14 protein-coding genes and 4 pseudogenes are annotated in these 15,979 nt (G+C 68.9%); 6 read left to right on the plus strand and 12 right to left on the minus strand.

The annotated features are described in order from the left end of the window. Positions 1 to 96 precede the first annotated feature (96 nt). The gene (locus E1283_RS15345; protein WP_132818597.1) at positions 97 to 519 is read left to right on the plus strand and encodes a hypothetical protein; all 423 of its coding nucleotides are present in this window, start codon (positions 97 to 99) and stop codon (positions 517 to 519) included. A 73-nt stretch (positions 520 to 592) separates the two neighbouring features. Here the strand turns inward: E1283_RS15345 and E1283_RS15350 are convergent, their stop codons facing one another. Both E1283_RS15350 and E1283_RS15355 read right to left on the minus strand, forming a co-directional pair. Then, positions 593 to 1,333: a class I SAM-dependent methyltransferase gene (locus E1283_RS15350; protein WP_132818598.1), complete on the minus strand. Its 741-nt coding sequence runs from the start codon at positions 1,331 to 1,333 to the stop codon at positions 593 to 595. A 188-nt stretch (positions 1,334 to 1,521) separates the two neighbouring features. Next, positions 1,522 to 1,848 (minus strand): hypothetical protein, encoded by a 327-nt coding sequence (locus E1283_RS15355; RefSeq protein ID WP_132818599.1) that lies wholly within the window; start codon positions 1,846 to 1,848, stop codon positions 1,522 to 1,524. Positions 1,849 to 1,926: 78 nt separating this feature from the next. Here E1283_RS15355 and E1283_RS37290 point away from each other — a divergent pair, with 78 nt between their 5' ends. Then, on the plus strand, positions 1,927 to 2,067 hold the full coding sequence (locus E1283_RS37290; protein ID WP_207930413.1) for a hypothetical protein: 141 nt from the start codon (positions 1,927 to 1,929) through the stop codon (positions 2,065 to 2,067). A gap of 37 nt (positions 2,068 to 2,104) precedes the next feature. Here the strand turns inward: E1283_RS37290 and E1283_RS39445 are convergent, their stop codons facing one another. Together E1283_RS39445 and E1283_RS15365 are read right to left on the minus strand one after the other, a co-directional pair. Then, entirely contained in the window at positions 2,105 to 3,319 is a 1,215-nt protein-coding gene (locus E1283_RS39445; protein ID WP_279571257.1) for an enoyl-CoA hydratase, read from the minus strand. Next, positions 3,305 to 3,854 (minus strand): annotated as a pseudogene (locus E1283_RS15365) (enoyl-CoA hydratase/isomerase family protein); the annotation flags it as partial. The pseudogene E1283_RS15365 and the gene E1283_RS39445, both read right to left, overlap by 15 nt. Before the next feature lie 450 nt (positions 3,855 to 4,304). Between E1283_RS15365 and E1283_RS15375 the strand changes: the two are divergent. Then, positions 4,305 to 5,906, plus strand: coding sequence for a hypothetical protein (locus tag E1283_RS15375; RefSeq protein ID WP_132818600.1), 1,602 nt, complete (start codon positions 4,305 to 4,307; stop codon positions 5,904 to 5,906). Between the two features lie 15 nt (positions 5,907 to 5,921). Here the strand turns inward: E1283_RS15375 and E1283_RS15380 are convergent, their stop codons facing one another. From E1283_RS15380 to E1283_RS15390, 3 genes are all read right to left on the minus strand, one after another. Then, positions 5,922 to 8,045, minus strand: coding sequence for an ATP-binding protein (locus tag E1283_RS15380; protein WP_132818601.1), 2,124 nt, complete (start codon positions 8,043 to 8,045; stop codon positions 5,922 to 5,924). Between the two features lie 94 nt (positions 8,046 to 8,139). Further along, the gene (locus E1283_RS15385) at positions 8,140 to 8,523 is read right to left on the minus strand and encodes a hypothetical protein (RefSeq protein ID WP_132818602.1); all 384 of its coding nucleotides are present in this window, start codon (positions 8,521 to 8,523) and stop codon (positions 8,140 to 8,142) included. Between the two features lie 361 nt (positions 8,524 to 8,884). Continuing rightward, complete coding sequence (locus E1283_RS15390) at positions 8,885 to 9,406, minus strand: ATP-binding protein (protein WP_132818603.1); 522 nt, start codon at positions 9,404 to 9,406, stop codon at positions 8,885 to 8,887. Between the two features lie 790 nt (positions 9,407 to 10,196). On the opposite strand from E1283_RS15390, the gene E1283_RS38770 reads away from it, so the two are divergent. Beyond that, a complete protein-coding gene (locus E1283_RS38770; protein WP_243744858.1) occupies positions 10,197 to 10,655 on the plus strand; it encodes a DUF6420 family protein in 459 nt (152 codons plus the stop codon). Between the two features lie 811 nt (positions 10,656 to 11,466). Continuing rightward, positions 11,467 to 11,826: a hypothetical protein gene (locus tag E1283_RS38135; protein ID WP_207930410.1), complete on the plus strand. Its 360-nt coding sequence runs from the start codon at positions 11,467 to 11,469 to the stop codon at positions 11,824 to 11,826. Between the two features lie 37 nt (positions 11,827 to 11,863). Here E1283_RS38135 and E1283_RS15400 read toward each other — a convergent pair. Together E1283_RS15400 and E1283_RS15405 are read right to left on the minus strand one after the other, a co-directional pair. Continuing rightward, a pseudogene (locus E1283_RS15400) lies at positions 11,864 to 12,971 on the minus strand (IS630 family transposase). 253 nt (positions 12,972 to 13,224) lie between these two features. Beyond that, positions 13,225 to 13,524, minus strand: a complete 300-nt coding sequence (locus E1283_RS15405) for an FCD domain-containing protein (protein ID WP_132818604.1) — start codon at positions 13,522 to 13,524, stop codon at positions 13,225 to 13,227. A gap of 164 nt (positions 13,525 to 13,688) precedes the next feature. Here E1283_RS15405 and E1283_RS39850 point away from each other — a divergent pair, with 164 nt between their 5' ends. Further along, positions 13,689 to 13,913, plus strand: a complete 225-nt coding sequence (locus E1283_RS39850; protein WP_207930411.1) for a hypothetical protein — start codon at positions 13,689 to 13,691, stop codon at positions 13,911 to 13,913. A 102-nt stretch (positions 13,914 to 14,015) separates the two neighbouring features. Here E1283_RS39850 and E1283_RS15415 read toward each other — a convergent pair. The 3 genes and pseudogenes from E1283_RS15415 to E1283_RS38785 form a co-directional block, all read right to left on the minus strand. Then, positions 14,016 to 14,312 (minus strand): annotated as a pseudogene (locus E1283_RS15415) (NADH:flavin oxidoreductase/NADH oxidase); the annotation flags it as partial. Between the two features lie 92 nt (positions 14,313 to 14,404). Continuing rightward, positions 14,405 to 14,869 (minus strand): sigma factor-like helix-turn-helix DNA-binding protein, encoded by a 465-nt coding sequence (locus E1283_RS38780; protein ID WP_243744860.1) that lies wholly within the window; start codon positions 14,867 to 14,869, stop codon positions 14,405 to 14,407. Between the two features lie 3 nt (positions 14,870 to 14,872). Then, positions 14,873 to 15,679: pseudogene (locus E1283_RS38785) on the minus strand (alpha/beta hydrolase family protein); the annotation flags it as partial. Between the last annotated feature and the right edge of the window lie 300 nt (positions 15,680 to 15,979).

The following is a 15,979-nucleotide window of genomic DNA, read 5'->3' on the forward strand; positions in this document are numbered from 1 at the left end:
GCCTGGGCCTCGACGCGGCCGAGCGGGCCGAGCCGGGCGCCTGGTACCCGGCCGTCGCCGCTTCGGCGGGCGGGGCGGCGGGGGGGGTGTCACGGGATGGTCGCCATCGGCTACGCCGACGGCGTACGTGAGCACATCGACGCCGCCGTCCAGAACCAGACCCCCAGCCCACGGCGGCCCGAGCACGTCACGCGGACCAGTTCGGCAAGCCTGGCCACAGACCTCGAACTCGCCCGAGAAGAGATCGCGAAGCTACGGGCCGAGCGCGACCAGCTGCGGCACGCGGCCCGCCTTCACCTCGGACATCAACTCGACCAGGCCAACTCCCAGGACCTCGTCACACGCGTCCAGGAGTTGACCCAGACCACCGCAGACCTCGAAGGCCGCCTCCACCAAGCCATGGGGGAGAAAGCGCTTCTGGAAGGTCGAGTCAGTGAGCTCGAAGATGACCTCGCAGCTGCTCGCACCAGCCTCCGGAGAATGATCCGCGCGGAGAATGCATCGCCCAGCACTGAGTGATTTTGCAGGCCAAGTGGCTTGTCGCATTGCTCACAGCCACCGTTTGAGTGTGCGGTCAAAAGGTGCCCCTGGTTTACAGGTCGGCTACGACAAGCCGGTAGCCGGCATCGAGGGCTTCGCGGTCGAGCAGGTCGGCATGGCGTTGGTGCCACCGGCCGGAAGACAAGTCGTCGGACAGCCGGGCCAGGCCCGGCCGGATGACGTCGTCGCTGATCTGGGCGAACATCGAGATACCCGCCCGGACTTCCGGATCGAGGTACGCCTCGGGTCGGCGCCAGAATGCGGCGAGGAATCCGTCGGTGCAGTCGTGCGGGATGGGGACGGTCTCGACGCGGGCGCCTCCCAGCAGCCTGACCAGGCGGTCGAGGCCGACGGCTCGTGTGTCGTCGAACGCGGCTGCCTCGGGCAGGTACTCGTCCAGCAGCCAGAACCTGTGATTGATGTCGGGGTCGAAGGTGAAGATGACGATCCGTTGCCGGGCGATGCGGCGGAGTTCCTCAATGCCGGCTTCCAGGTCGCTCCAGTGGTGCACGGTCAGGAGGGCCATCACCGCATCGGTCGAGTCATCGGCGAGAGGGATCGACTCCGCGGATGCTTCCAGAGCCCGCGCGGATCGGGCCGGACGCTGGGCGATCATCACTGCGCTGGGTTCGACAGCCAGCACCGTTTGTGGCGGCTCATAGGAGCCGGTGCCGGCTCCCACGTTGATCACGGTGGCAGCACCACCCAGGGCCTGATGGATCTTGGCGGCGATTCGAGGGTCCGGCCGCCGGGTGTAAGCGTAGGTCGCACCGATGCTGTTGTAAGTCGCCATACCACGCAGTATGCGTGCTTCCCACTGACATCGGGAGGAGCGCGCAGAGGCGATGATCCGCAGCACGACATCTCCTCCGGCGGCCGCAGCAATCCGGGATCGGTACTGCCCGCGTTCCGTCGTAACCCGCACGCCGAAAGAACATGCCCAACGTGACAAACGCAGCACATAGCGATCTACCGGGAGGTTTACCTGACCACCCCTAGATAACCGCGGTCGCCGACGAAGGCCTCAACGTGCTCGGCTTCATCCGTGACGGCGACTTCGACCGCGGCTTCGGGCAGGCTCACCCACTGGGAGGCGAGCGCGTCGGCGACGACGCGGCGGCCCTCCAGGAGCGCGTCGTGGAGGGTGGTGCAGGAGGCGACGTATTCGGTCTGGCTGTCGGCGTAGCGGTCGGTGTCGGTGACCAACCAGGTGTGGTCGCCGTCGTCGATGTCGAGGTCGACGGTGGGCAGATCGTCGCCGAGGAGCAGGCGCCGGAACCGGTCATCGAGCGTGGTCGGGGTGGTCATGGCTTCCTGGATGGGGGTTGTCGGAACGTGGTGGGTTGCACGTCGGGTCATCGGTCGCCGGCTGCGGAGGTCGCCGCGATGATCGAGGGCGTCCTGCGGCACTGGACGGACGTGGAGATCGATCGCCAGCGCGCCAAGCCGCCGGCCGGCGGCCGCCTGGCCATCGACCCCGACCGACGCACCCAGGTGCCCTACCCGGTGGAGACGGGCCACGCGTGAGCGGGCCCGTCTCCGTCGCCGCCGCCGTCTCCGGGACTCAGCGGTGGCGGAACGCGGGCGGCCGCTTCTCGACGAAGGCCGCCATGCCCTCCTTCTGGTCGGCGGTCGCGAACACCGCGTGGAAGAGGCGGCGTTCGAAGCGGACGCCCTCGGCGAGCGTCGTCTCGAAGGCCCGCGCGACCGCCTCCTTCGCCATCATGACGGCCGGCAGCGACATGCCGGCCACCGTCTCGGCGACCGCGAGCGCCTCGCCGAGCAGTTCGTCTGCGGGCACCACACGGGAGACGAGCCCGGCTCGTTCTGCCTCGGCCGCGTCCATGGTGCGCCCGGTCAGGCACATCTCCATGGCCTTGGCCTTGCCCACCGCCCTGGTCAGCCCCTGGGAGCCGCCGATGCCGGGAATCACCCCGAGGGTGATCTCGGGTTGGCCGAAGACGGCGGTGTCGGCGGCCAGCAGGACGTCGCAGAGCATCGCCAACTCGCAGCCGCCAAGCGCGTACCCCGCGACGGCGGCGACGGTCGGCGTGCGCAGCTGCCCCAGCCGGTCCCAGGCCGCGAACCAGTCGGCGAGGTACATGTCCAGGTAGTCCCGCGACCGCATCTCCTTGATGTCGGCCCCGGCGGCGAACGCCTTGGCCGACCCGGTGATCACGACGCACCCGCACTCCGGGTCCCGGTCCAGGGCCTCGGTGGCGGCCACGACCTCGTTCATGACCTGGAGATTCAGCGCGTTGAGCGCCCTTGGCCGGTCGAGGGTGATCAGCGCGGCGCGGCCCACCCGTTCGACACGGATCGTGGTGCGGGCCTCCTCGAACTCCTCCGTTCCGCCGCCCACCATGAAGGTCAGCGTGGCGGCCTCGGCACCGACCACCCCGCCCGAGACGGGCGCGTCGAGCGCCCGCATCCCGGCCGCCGCGGCCAGGTCGTGGGCGGCGCGGGCGTCGGCGACGTCGATCGTCGAGCAGTCGACGAAGAGCGTGCCGGGCCGGGCGGCGCCCAGGACCTCGTCGTAGAGGCCGAGCACTTCGCGCCCGGCGGGCAGCATCATGATGACGACCTCGGCGTCCGCGACGGCCCCGGCGGCGGACGCCGCGGGCCGCACCCCCGCCGTGGCGGCCCGGTCGAGGGCGGCGGCCACGAGGTCGTGCCCCGACACCCGGTGCCCTGCCCCGACCAGGTTGGCGGCCATCGGGCCGCCCATGTTCCCGAGTCCGAAGAACGCGACGGTCCCCGCCCACCAGGCCACCTCCACGACGGAGTCGGTCCCGGCGAGCCCGAGTTCGCGCGCGCCGAGCGGGTCGAAGAAGGCCTCCACGTCCCCGTCGGTGACCTCCGCGAGGGTGGCCGGTGACCAGCGCGGCCGGCGGTCCTTGCCGATGACCTGGGCGCGGATGCCCTCGACCAGGTCAGGGCTGGCGAGCAGCGCGCAGGAGACCCGGTACTCCTGGTCGAGGACGCGTTCGAGCGGGCCGAGTCGCCGGGCGCGGCGCAGCGCGGCCAGCGTGACCTTCAGCGCGGTGGGCGACCTGGTGAGCAGCGTCTCGGCGGTTCGCCGCGCCGCCGGGTCCCCGTGCGCGCGCAGCCGGAGGACGATCCCCTCGACGGTGGGGGTCGTAGCAGGTGTCGATCCAGCCGCGCAGCTCGGCCAACTCGTCGCGCGGCGGCGGCTGCACATGCCGGGCCAGGGCCTCCCGCACCGGCAGCTCGGCGAGGTCGTCGACAAACCGCCCGAGCGCGGCGGACGGCACATGGTGGTCGGCGGGATCACCGACACGACCATCTGCGGCAAGACCACCCTGTTTCCATCGGTGGACGGTGGCCGATCCGTCCACGGACGGCCGGCAGATGGCAGTACGCCTGCGGGGCCCACTTCCAAAATGGCCAGTAGGCGGGGCTCGCCTGGCACACGTAGCTTTACCCTGTCCGCAGCTTGAGCGACTACAGAAGCAATCAGAGAGCCTATTGCCCCTTATGCGCACATATGATACTCAAGCCGGAAGCCGGAAGCCGGAAGCCGGAAGCCGGAAGCCGGAAGCCGGAAGCCGGAAGCCGGAAGCCGGAAGCCGGAAGCCGGAAGCCGGAAGCCGGAAGCCGGAAGCCGGAAGCCGGAAGCCGGAAGCCGGTGACCTTACGCCGCTATCGGGGGCGGCGTGAGCGATAGCCCTCTCCCCGCGCCTCCCTCAGATGTCGTCGCTAGGCTCTGGCGAACGTTCCCCGTCGAGCGCACAGTGCTGGCAGTGGCGCGAACGGTCACTGCCACGACGCGCCTGCTGGAGGTGCTACCGGCTGTCTTCGACGGCGATCCGCGGGTGGAGGTGATGTTCGGGCACGATCCCACCTCGGCGTTTCGCGACGGTGTCGCCGGTCTGCTCCAGTCGAGCGCGACGCGGGTCGTCCCCTGGCCCCCGGCCGTTGATGTCCCGTGCGATCTGGTGATCACAACCACGGAGAACGCCCGTTTCGACGTCACCGATGCCCCCGTACTCGTCTTGCCGCACGGCATCGGGTTTCACAAGATGGTCCCCGACGCGCGCGGCGAGGGGCGGCGGCTGTCCGGTGTGGTGCCGCCGAGCCTGCTGGAGGCCGAACGCTCCTGGTATGCCGTCTCGCATCCCGCGCAGGCGGAGCAGTTGGCCGCAGTACGTCCCGACCTCGCCGGTCGCGGTCTGCTCATCGGCGACCCGTGCCACGATCGGCTCCTGGTCAGCCGCTCGGCGCGCAGTCGATACCGCCATTCCCTTGGCATCGACGAGCGCCGAGGCCAGCGCCTGGTGGTCGTCGCGTCTACCTGGGGCAGCCAGTCGCTCATCGGTCGGCATCCGGGGCTTCCTCGCCGGCTCCTTGCCGAACTCCCGCTTGACGGCTACCGGGTGGCCGCGATCTTGCACCCCAACGTGTGGTTCGGCCACAGCCCGTGGCAGGTCAGGACGCTACAGCGCAACGCTCTGGAAGCTGGTCTGCTGCTCGTTCCGCCCCATGCCGGTTGGCAGGCGATGCTCACCGCTGCGGATCTCGTCATCGGAGACCACGGCTCCCTCTCCCTGTACGCCGCCTCCTTGGGGACACCTCTCCTCCTGGGTTCCTTCGGCACGGAGTCGGTGCCCGACACCGCCATGGCCCTGCTCGGCGAGCTTGTGCCCATGCTGGATCATGACAAGGGGCTGCTGGAACAGATAGAGGAGGAGCTGGAGCGTCACCGCCCGGAGCGCTACCGGGAGATCGTCGAGCGGACCTTCTGGAGTCCGGGGTCCACGGTGGCCCGGCTGCGGGCCGCCGCCTACCAACTGTTGCGGCTGGACGAGCCGCGATCGCCGGTGCGTGGGGCCGTCGCCTTCCCCGACCCGGTGCTGGAGCGACGGGACAGCATGGCCGAGGTGGTGAACGGCAGCCTGGCGCACGCGGCTGGCAAGTGGGTGGTCGAGATTCGGCGCTACCCCGCGGTCGTGGCTCCGGACCGTGACGAGTCGGACCGGTCCTTCAGCTGCCTCGCGGCCGACAGCAACGATCTCGACCCTGCGTGGGCGGAGAGCGCGTCCATCGTGACGTGCGAGGGCAGCGTCGGGTCGGTCGGGGAGGCATCGCGGCAGGTAGAAGAGTTGCTGCGCGCCTACCCGGGGTGCCGGATCGCCGCCGCCGCCGTACCTGACGGGGCCCTGCTGGCCGCCCGCGACGGCCGGTGGGTGACGGCCCGCCCGGCGGACGGGCCCGTTCCGCCTCGACTGCTGTCGGCGGTAGGTTACGCCTGCCTCCGCTCCCGCCTTCCCATGGCGGGCCGCTTCGAACTGCGGGCCGGCCGCTGGTCGACCGAGGTCACCCTGAGCGCCTGGCCACCCCCGTGACCCGATGGCTATCGCTCAGGGCGCCTGGGACAACGTGTCGAGTCGAGCGCGGGCGACCGCGGCCTCGGGGCTGCCACCTGCGGTAAGGATGGCGACCACCCGCTCAAGATGGCGGCGTTGGGCGTCAAGGTCCCCGTCGGCCTCCGCGATCTCCACCAGGAGTCGGCGTGCGGGCAGCTCGTAATGCGTCGCACCCGTCTTCTGGAGGAGGCGCGCGCCCTCGACGAGCCGGGCCGTGGCCTCGTCGGGACGCCCTCTCGCGCGCTGTGCCTCGCCGAGCGCTACCAGGCTACGGCCGGCCATGCGCCGGTCATAGGATCGCGTTTCCCGGTCCATGAAACGCCCGAGTGCGTGGGTCAGATACCCGACGGCCGCTTCCGGGCGCTCGCGGATGCTCTCGGCGCAGCCCGTGAAGTAGAGGGCGAGCGCGACACCGCGAGGTGCGTCCGCCTCCTCGCTCAACCGCGCGGCCTCCGCGAACAGTTCGATCGCTCGGGCCGTGTCCTCCCTCTCCCAAGCGCGCCCCAGGAACTCGGCCGCTGAGGCGCGCAGGAGCACGTTGTCGGTCTCCGCCGCGCGCGCCACGGCGATCCGCAGCTCCGCACGGGCCTGTTCGACGCGGCCCTCGTCGAGCAGCGGGCGCGAGTACAGGCACCTCAGGCGGGCCTCGGCCTCCTTGTCCTCGCCTCGTACAGCCGCCTCGATGCCCAATTCCGCGGTGGTGATCCAGTCGCGGACATAGCGCTCGTTCAGGTACAGCGCCGTCAACGATTCGGCGAGCTGCCAGGCTGGGGTCCACAGCTCGTGATCGACGGCCTGCCTCAGCACTGCCAGGGCGTTTGCCCGCTGCGTCCGCAGCCACTCAAGGGCGGCGCGCTTGCCGTCCTCGCCGTCGAAGGGGTCGGGCACTCCGGCGAGCAGTCGCTCGTGTGAGGTGACGCGCAGCCGGTCGCCCATGATCGCCCGGTCGGCGCAGGCCGCGCGCACAGTGAAGTACTCGATGAGGCGTCGCGCAACGCCGCGGCGCTCATCCTCGGCGGATTCGGCGGCTCTGGCTTGGGCAAACAGGCGCACCAGCTCGTGCAGCCGGTACCTGCCAGAGGCGACGGCCGTGATCAGGTTGGCCTCGTCGAGGGTGCGCAGCACACGCCGCGCGGACTGGGGCGGCGCGTCTCCCAGCACCGCGGCGGCGATGTGCGCGTCGAATTCCGGTCCCGGGAAGTACCCGAGACCGCGGAAGAGCCGGCGGCAGTCCGGTGGTAAATCGCGGTAGACGAGAGTCAGGGCAGCGGGCAAGGCGTCGTTCCTCCCCGATGAGAAGCCGTCGAGCCGGCGGGACTCGTCGGTAAGTTCCCCGACGAGGTCGCGCAGTCCCTCCTCGGGATGGAGTGCGAGCCGACCGGCGATTACGTCCAGTGCCAACGGTAGACGACCGCACCACTCGATCAACTGCTCGGCCGCCGCTCTCTCTTCCCCGAGCACCCGCTGACCGCAGCGGGCCACGAGCAGCCCCACCGCGCTCGGCGCGTCCAGTGGCTCCACCCGCACCAGTCGCGCCCCCTCCACGACGAGTTCACGGAGCGTTCCGCTGCTGACCGCCAGCACGATGCTTCCGCGAGCCGCGGGTACGAAGGGGTCGACCTGTGCCGGCTCCGTCACCTCGTCCAGCACGACCAGCACCGCCGCCGTGGCCGTCATGCTGCGGAAGTCATTGCGCAGCTCTGGCAACGAGGGAGGCAGGTGGGCATCCATGATGCCGAGCGAGCGGAGACAGGCGCGCAGGGCACCGGAGACGTCCACCCGTCCCCGGTGGTCGCGCCAGTCCGCCAGGTTCACGTAGATCTGCCCACCGGGGAAGCGGTCGCCCGCTTCCTCGGCCATCCGGCTCGCGAGCGCGCTCTTGCCCACCCCACGCATCCCGCTCAACACGGACACCGAAACGCCGGCCCACTCGGTCGAGCCCAGCAAAGCGCGCCACTCGTTGAGCGATCGGACTCGGTCCACCCACCACGGCGTGCTCGGCGGCACCTGGGCCGGTCGGCGAGGGGGCGCGACGACGGCCTGCTGAGCGTGGAACTCCACGTTCCCGCCCGCCTGGATGACGGTGTGCGCGAAGACGTGCGAGACCTCGTTGCGCACCCGGCTCTCACGCGGCTTGGCGGGCCGTTCCCCACTTGCGCCCTGGCTCACGGCACCTCCGGCTCGCAGACGATGGACGGGCGGCCGGCTCGGCCTACTTGGCGTTCCACGTGATGTTCTGCCCCTGCACCAGGTTCTGGACCCGTGCCCCGCCCGTCACCGTGTTCCGCACGGTAACCGACGACGCCCCCAGTACGGCCTCGTTGCTCCGTCGCCACTCCGCGAAGGCCTCGGCGAACTCCTGGTCCTGGTATGCGCGTCCGAAGACCAGGGCCGTCAGCGAACGAATCTGCTCCTCGTCGCCCGGATCCAATGGCAACCCCGAAACGGCGGGCTCTTCATCACTCCCCCGGCCGAACGCCCTGCGTACCAGGGACGCGAGGGAAGTCCATGCCTGCCGGCCAGCCTCGGATCCCGCAGAGCCGGCCGCAGCGGTCACGGCAGTGCCGACGACCTCCAGTGACAGCGGATCAATCATCGTAGCCACCCACCCATGTCGACGCGACGCACACGTATGATCACCCAGCCTAACGGCTCCCTCGGTCAACTAGACCCTCCAAGCGGCCCAGTGTTCGCGGGCGCACGGCATTGGATGACACGCGATTCGCCGTCAGCCCAGCGCCGACCTGGCCTCCGTTACCGCTGCCCTGGTGTGCGAGATTGTGGGGCGGTTCATTGTTGCCGAGCGGTGGTATGAGGGAGACCCGGAGAAACCTGGTGGCACTCGGTTGCGGTTACGGCGCCCCCTGCTCCGCGCACTTGCTGGGTGTCCTGCCGGTCGAGATGTTGGATCATCTGCGCTCAGACGGTGTGATACGACGCCCGAGATCGCCACGAGGCTACGCCCCGCCGCAATCTGATGGGCCGCAGGCAAGATGATGCCTTACGTGCGTGGCAATCCGCATTTCGAACCAAACCGATTTTCCCCATGGCAGGATATCGGCACCCCACCGGTCGGCCAGGGCACCGATAAGAAAAACACCCCAGCCGTTTACGGCATCCGCCCGTCGGACCGGCAGCATGCATGGCAGGGCCCGAGAAGGATCCATGACCTCAATGCGAATCCAGCCGCGACGGCCACGGATCCGCAGGCCGAAGACGGGGGCCCCGGTGTGCTGGATCGCGTTGCCGACAAGCTCGGAAACCAGCAGTACCGCATTCTCCGTGAGCTCAACAGGCAGCAACCAGTGGACGTCGAGACATTCGCGCGTCAACTCTCTAGCTAGCCGGAGTGAATCCGGACGAGAAGGGATCTGCATCTCGCCGATCGACGGATCGGTGCCCAAAACCTCAGAAACTGCATCGAGCGTTGACTCCTCACCGACGAAGTCACTCCGTGGGCTGTCCGCTGCTGTTGCCATGCTCTCATACTGCCGCACATATACCCGCAGTTATGGTCAGTTCCGCGAGAAGTGGCCCACTTATTCACATGTAGGACATGTGGCGTGGGAGGTGAGGCGGAGACGCCCGCGACCTGGTGCTGCGGGCCTTCGGCTCGAGGGCCGGCTGGGTGGTAGGGGCCGATGCACTAGCTCTGCTCGCGGGAGCCGAGGGGCCGGCTCGCGGAGTCGTCCGCTCGATCAGCTCACATGCCCTCGCCAGCGGCGGTCCGGGAGCTGCCGCCGCGGATGGTGTTCCTTCACACTCGAGGTCCACGGCGAGCACTTGTCGCCGGTCTCCGTCCGCGCCCGCCACTCATCCAGGTGAACTTCTCCTGTTCGATTCACCCGTGAGGGCCTGCGCGCCAGATGATGCGCCATCCGATCTCCGCGTCGCCCAGCGGGCACGACGAACTTCAGCGGGGATCGACTTGTCGCATGGAATGCATCTCAAGCACCTCGCCCGCCACTCTTCAGATAGGTCGCCGCACCCGCATGACCATGATCCCGGAGGTGCGGACGCGTTGCATCGACTCGGAAGCGCAGGCGACGGCGTTGAGCCCACTCGCGGAGCGAAACACCAAGGATCCCCGTAGCCTAACGCCTCACAGCGCCGAGAGAGTAACCAGAGGAGGATGGTATGTGTTCTGTGTGGCGTGAGTGGTTCAGAGAGAGGAACCAAGGTGACTTGGACCTTGCCCAGGGCAGGCCTCATGACCGTGGGCGGAAATCTCGAGGGCGGTACACCGGAGGGACGGAAACCTGGCCGGCGATGGTGGTCCAAGGGGTCGCACGGCCGTACGTTCACTTTCATGGACTGCCGGCATTGCAGGTCTCGGAAGAACAACTACCGCTCATCCATCCCTACGGTCCTATCCGGCGGGGACGGCAGATCACTCCAGGGGGAGGACGCCTGACCGTCGAGGTATCCGACACCCATCATCGGATCACACTGGATCACCTCGGTTGTGACGCCCAGATGACCCCAGACAAGGACAACGCTTTCAAGCAGATCTCGCTGTTCACGGGAAAGATTTGCCAGCAAGCGGGCTGCCAGCACCCAACCCAGTTCACACCCGGCGGCTATCGATCCTTCCGGGTGAGGCGGAAGAGTGTTGACCTGTCCTCCTTCGTGCGGGCGCTACTGGCCATCGAGCTGGGCGACTTCACCCCAGCCAGCCGGCTTATCGACAAGGACAAACCGACCGCCCCGCCGTGCCCTGGGACGTAGCCGAGCCCCGACGCCACAGCCAGCCCGTCCAGGATCACGAAGACTCGTTCGTTGAGGTTCGCATGTTGTCAGCGTGAGCGATGATCTACGGGTGGACATGCGCAGGCTCTCGACGCCGCAGCAGGGGGCGTCGATGAAGCGGGGGATGACCGTGGTTCGGCACGGGATGTCGATGCCGAGGTGGTGCAGGTCTTCGGAGCCTCGCCGAATTCGATTCGCAACCAGAACGCATGCTTGGAACCGGGCGGGGTGGCCTGATCCACATTCGGAGTGGCCCCGAGGTCATGGCCCTGCCGGCGAGTGCCTTGGCCGAACGGCCGGCCCAAGACCACGCCGGACATCATCCTGACCGACAAGGCCTACTCGTCCCGCGCGATCCGGACCCATCGAAGGCGACCGTGGGATCGCCTTCGGGTGGAAACCCCAGGGCGTCGGCCTCGGATGGGATGTCCTCCGCCGTCAACGGCGAGATGACCAGCTCCCCGTGACCCATTCAATCGGACCGGGCCGTCGCCGCGGGCGAAGACCTTCTCCAGGTCACCCAGGATCTCGTCCAGTTCGTCCGCTACCGGCGGCAGGTCCTCCGCGCAGTGCGGGCTCTTACCGACCAGCCGACAGAACTCCGCCTGGCACTCTTCCCACTGGGAGGCGGTGAACAGCCAGGAGCTGGGTTGTCATGCCGACGCAAGCCGGGCACTTACACGTCGCCCGCCCGTGGGCCGTCGCGAAACGCTAGTGCTCTGACCGGATAGGTTCGCCGGAAGCTCGCGGTATTCGGCATGGACGGGTCTCGCCAACCCTCCGTAGGCTGGTGATCGTCTACGAAGGGGGCGGGGTGAACGGCAATCCGCTGTACCACTGGATAGCGCTGGCAGTGTCCACGGCGCTCATGCTGCCGGTGCCGGTGGCGATACTGGCGGGGTGGACACCGCCGTGGTTGCGCAAGCGACAGGCCGGGATACGGCTTCGCGCCTACGGCATTCTCTGCATCTACGCCCTCATGCTCGTCAACGGCATCCCCCGGATCGCCGACGCCTCATTCGAGACGGTCATGGTCTGCACGAACGTCGGCTTCGGCTTCAGCGCCGCCGCTGCAGTCCTGTTCCTGCTCTCGGCACGCAAGGATTCAGGCGCCCGAGCAGCTGGCCCAGCCGAACCTCGGGAAGGCTGAGAGACAGCTTGCCGCGCTGGCCGCGTCACGGGTTTGGTCAGGCTGCTGCTGCGAGGAGGCGTCCGCCCCAGCGGATGCCCTTCTCGCTGCGGATGCGGGCGCGTTCCCTGCGCTCGGCGGCCAGGACGTCGCGGTGGCGGGCGTTGGCGTTGCGCCAGCGCAGGCAGGCGTGCAGGGCCCGGGTTGGGATAGTTCGAGTTGGCGATGGTGAACTGCCGCAGCGGTCCGAAGTGCGCCTCGATCGGGTTCGCCCACGAGGCGTAGGTCGGGGTGAAGCACAACTCGACCTTGTTCTTCTTCGCCCAGCGGCGAATGTCGACGCCCTTGTGGGCGGAGAGGTTGTCCGTGATCACGTAGATCGGTGTACCGTCGGGCCGGGCTGCGCGGATCGACTTCAGTGCGGCCAGCGTGTTCGCGGCACCTTTCCTGCGGTGGTTGACGCCCCACAGGCAGTCGTCGCCAATCGAGTAGCAGCCGTGGAAGTAGCGCACCCCGTGGGTGCGGTGGTAGGTGGCCGGCACGCGGTCGGGATGTTTCCGTTCGGCCCACCCCGAGCCTGCGGTGGGCCGGATCCCGAGGGGGCCGAACTCGTCAAACGCGAAGACCCGGTCCGGGAAGCGGTCCAGGACCTCCTCGATCCGGTCCAGCTTCGCATCGCGGTCGGGGTCGGGGGATTCCTTCCATGTCTTGGTGCGCTGGAAGGTGACGCCGCGACGGGCGAGCAGGCAACGTAACGCCTCGCGGCCGATGCGGATCACGCAGCCGTGGACTTTCCGCAGGTAGGCGACGAGTTTACGCAGAGACCAGTGAGTGAAGGGCTGGCCGAGTTTGGTGTGGCGGGTGGTGGCCGTCTGGATGACGAAGTCCTCATCGTCAGGCTTGAGCAGGCGGGGACTGCCTCCCGCCCACCGAGGGTCCAGGCATGCGAGGCCGATCTCATTGAACCGGTGGATCACATCCCGGACGGTGTCCTCGTCGGCCTGCACCAACTGGGCGATCACCGGCACCCGGTTCCCTCCGGCCGAGGCCAGCAGCATCATCGCGCGCCGGTAGCGCACCGCGCTGGTGCTGCTCCGGCGCACGATCTGCTGCAGCTTCTGCCCCTTCTGGTCGGTCAGTCTGCGCACACGGACCGGCTCAGCCATCGCGCCTCCAGTGGTCGGGTCGGACGTCACCGCACATCCAACCGCCACGACCACCAACCCGGCGAACCTACGCGGTCAGAGCACTAGTGGCACGTACAACTCCTAGTAGTAGCAGTTCGCGGTCGCGTCCCCCTTTGTCGCAGCCTCATCAAGGTAGCCCTGCAGCGAGCCAGCACGAAGGGCGCCGGGGCCCTGTCGGGCACGTTGCGGGCGCCAGCGGCGCTCAGCTCGCGTAACATCTCGAACGCCTCCTTCAGAAAAGCTTGTTGAGGATGAGTTGAAGCGAGAACTCGACATGCTCGCGGGCGATATCACCCGCCCAGTCGGCGTCGCCCGTGCACACGATGGTGATCAGTTCCGCGTGCTGACGGGACGAGGTGTCGAGGTCGGCGTCGCTGTAGAGGGCGGCGATCCGCCGGTTGAAGTGGAACAGCCGGTTGGCGCGGATCTCCGCGAGCAGCCGGGGGTTGCCGCCAGTACCCGAGATGGCGTCGTGGAGCAGGTCGTTGGTGTTGGCCCGCTCGCTGAGCACCGTCGGATCGGTGCCGGTCATCCGCTGCCGCCAGCCCTATGATCTCGGCTCCCGCGAGAGCCAGCGGTGCGATCGTGGACAGCACCCCGCGGCGACCCATCTCGCGATCTCGCGCGACCTGATCAGAACACACCGGCGCCGCGAGGGCGACCCGCTTACCCCCTACCTCCGAGGAGGAGCGCGAGATGTTCGGGCTGCTCGCCCACCAGGGCGTGGGCTCCATCCCGTGGAGCCCCCTCGCCGGCGGCCTGGTCACCCGCCCCTGGGGCGACCGCAGCACCAGCCGCGGCCAGGCCAACCCCACCACCGACCAGCAGGGCCGACCGCTCTTCCTCGACAGCGACCTCACCGATGACGAGGCCAAGGCCCTGGAAGAGCACTACACCCCGCGCGAGCCCACCTACTTCTGACGCCCCTCCGTCGCCCACTCAGCGGGTGACGTGCGTCGCCGTACTGCTCGGGCCCACCGTGCTGTCACCGAACTCCGCGGCGGCACGGTGCGCCCACTAGAGCTCGCGCACCAGGCCGACGGCCCCGGTGGGCAGCCCCACCTCCTCACGGACCCGGGTGGCGAACGGCACCTGGTAGCCCGGCGCGGTGGGGACCTTCGCGTCGGGCACCATGCCGCCGCTCGACACGTCGAGCAGGTCGACGCCGTGTGCCTGGAGTTCCTTGGCCAGGCGGACGGTGTCGTCCCCGGTCCAGCCCTCGCGGTCGTCGCCCGGGTGCTCGCTCAGCCAGTCGGTGGCCGAGGTGCGGAAGAAGACAGGCAGCCAGAACGCGTCATTCCGCCGCCGCTCCACCGGCCAAGCCACCACCAGCAACCGCCACGCCACGTCGTTCCAGCCCAAGTGGGCTTGCAGGTCGGGCTGCTCGACCCGCGAGCGCCGCCCAGCTCCCGTTAATTCCGCCGGCGCACGAGGGACACGGGGGCGAACGAGCACCGGCCTCCGCGCGGCGCCCCTGGCACGGCGTCCGTCGGGGCGGCGCACCGCGCCGACCGCCAGCAGGTGCTCAAGGACGACGGTCTCACCTGACCGGGACGCCGTGATGAAGCCCGCAACAGACGTCGGTGTTCCAACTCGTTCACACGTTCACGCCTTTCGGCGGACAGAGGTTTGCGAGCCCGGCTGACGAGTTGGCGCGTGTTGGCCTGGGTGAGGTGGAGAACGCCGGCGATCCGGTCGTATGGATAACCGAAGGCCTCGCGCGGGACGTAGGCCGCTCGCTCGGTCGGGCCGAGCTTCTCCAGCAACAGAAGCACCGCCGACTCCAGTGCCTCTCCCCGTTCCACTCCCGCCTCGAGCGACGATCCGTCGTCGTACTCATCAGGTGACTCCTTCGGGGAGATCCACACCTGATTCATGACACTCCCGCGCAGGTAGGCCCAGGTGAGCGTGGCGAGGGCGGCGACCCGCTCGGGGTTCTCGTCCGTGGTTTCGGCGACGTCGTATCCGGAGACGCCTCCGAGCCCGTGTTCCGCGTCGAACAGGGTGAGGAGGGACTTGGGGCCGGGGGAGAGGACGTAGGGGTCGGTGTGCCAACCCGGGCCGCTGACCGTCAGGAAGGCGGAGTCGTCCTTGTCTCCGGCGACCACGAGCGCGGGCGTCGTCATCGTGGAGAAGTCGGTGGTCAGGAAGAAGGGGTAGTTCTCGACGGTGAACTCGGTGAGGGCGTCGCCGCCCCGGCCGGGCGCGGCGAGCAGGACACCCGCCCTGATCCGGGGATCGGCCAGGTTCACCGTCGTTCCGTCGTGGGGGTCGGTGAGCCGGGCGCCGAGCAGCAGGCTCGCGGTGTGCCCGCCCATGGAGTGACCGGCGACGGCGACCCGGCTCCGGTCGACGCGGCCGGCGAGCCGGGGGACGGCATCCTCGATCACGTCGAGCTGGTCGAGGACGCGCGTCATGTCCTCGGCCCGGGTGCGCCAGTGTGCGACGGCCCCGGGGGCGTCGGGCTCCAGACTCAGCGTCCTGGAGTCCAGGTGGGTGGGCTGGATCACGACGAAGCCGCGTGCGGCCCAGAAGTTCGCGAGCGGGGCGTAGCCGTTCAGCGACGAGAGGTTGTTGGAGAAACCGAGACCGTGCGAGAGGAGGATGACCGGCAGCCCGCTCCCAGTCACCGGGACGGAGACGCGCACCTGGAGGTCCACGGCGCGGCCGGGCGCCGGCAGCACCACCGGGCTGACCGAAAGGACAGGGGTGAGGCGATTGTCCCGGCCGTGATCGCGACGACACCGTGTACTCGGCGCCGCTGGCGAAGCGTACCCTCGCCCGCTGGCGAGTCTCGCTGGTTAGAGCCTTGAGGAAGTCGGTCTCCGGGCCAAATCTTGATCAAGGGCAGGTAGGGATCTGGTAGTTGCCCGGTACTCGGGGCGGGTGGTGTCTAGCTTGTCCGGTCATGGGTGTGGATCGTGATTGCGAGGCCGAGGTGTTGGCCGCGCGTCGCCGGCTGGTGCGTGCGGGGTTGAGTGGGGCGG

The sequence above is a fragment of the Streptomyces hainanensis genome, assembly GCF_004348415.1.
Lineage (GTDB): Bacteria > Actinomycetota > Actinomycetes > Streptomycetales > Streptomycetaceae > Streptomyces > Streptomyces hainanensis.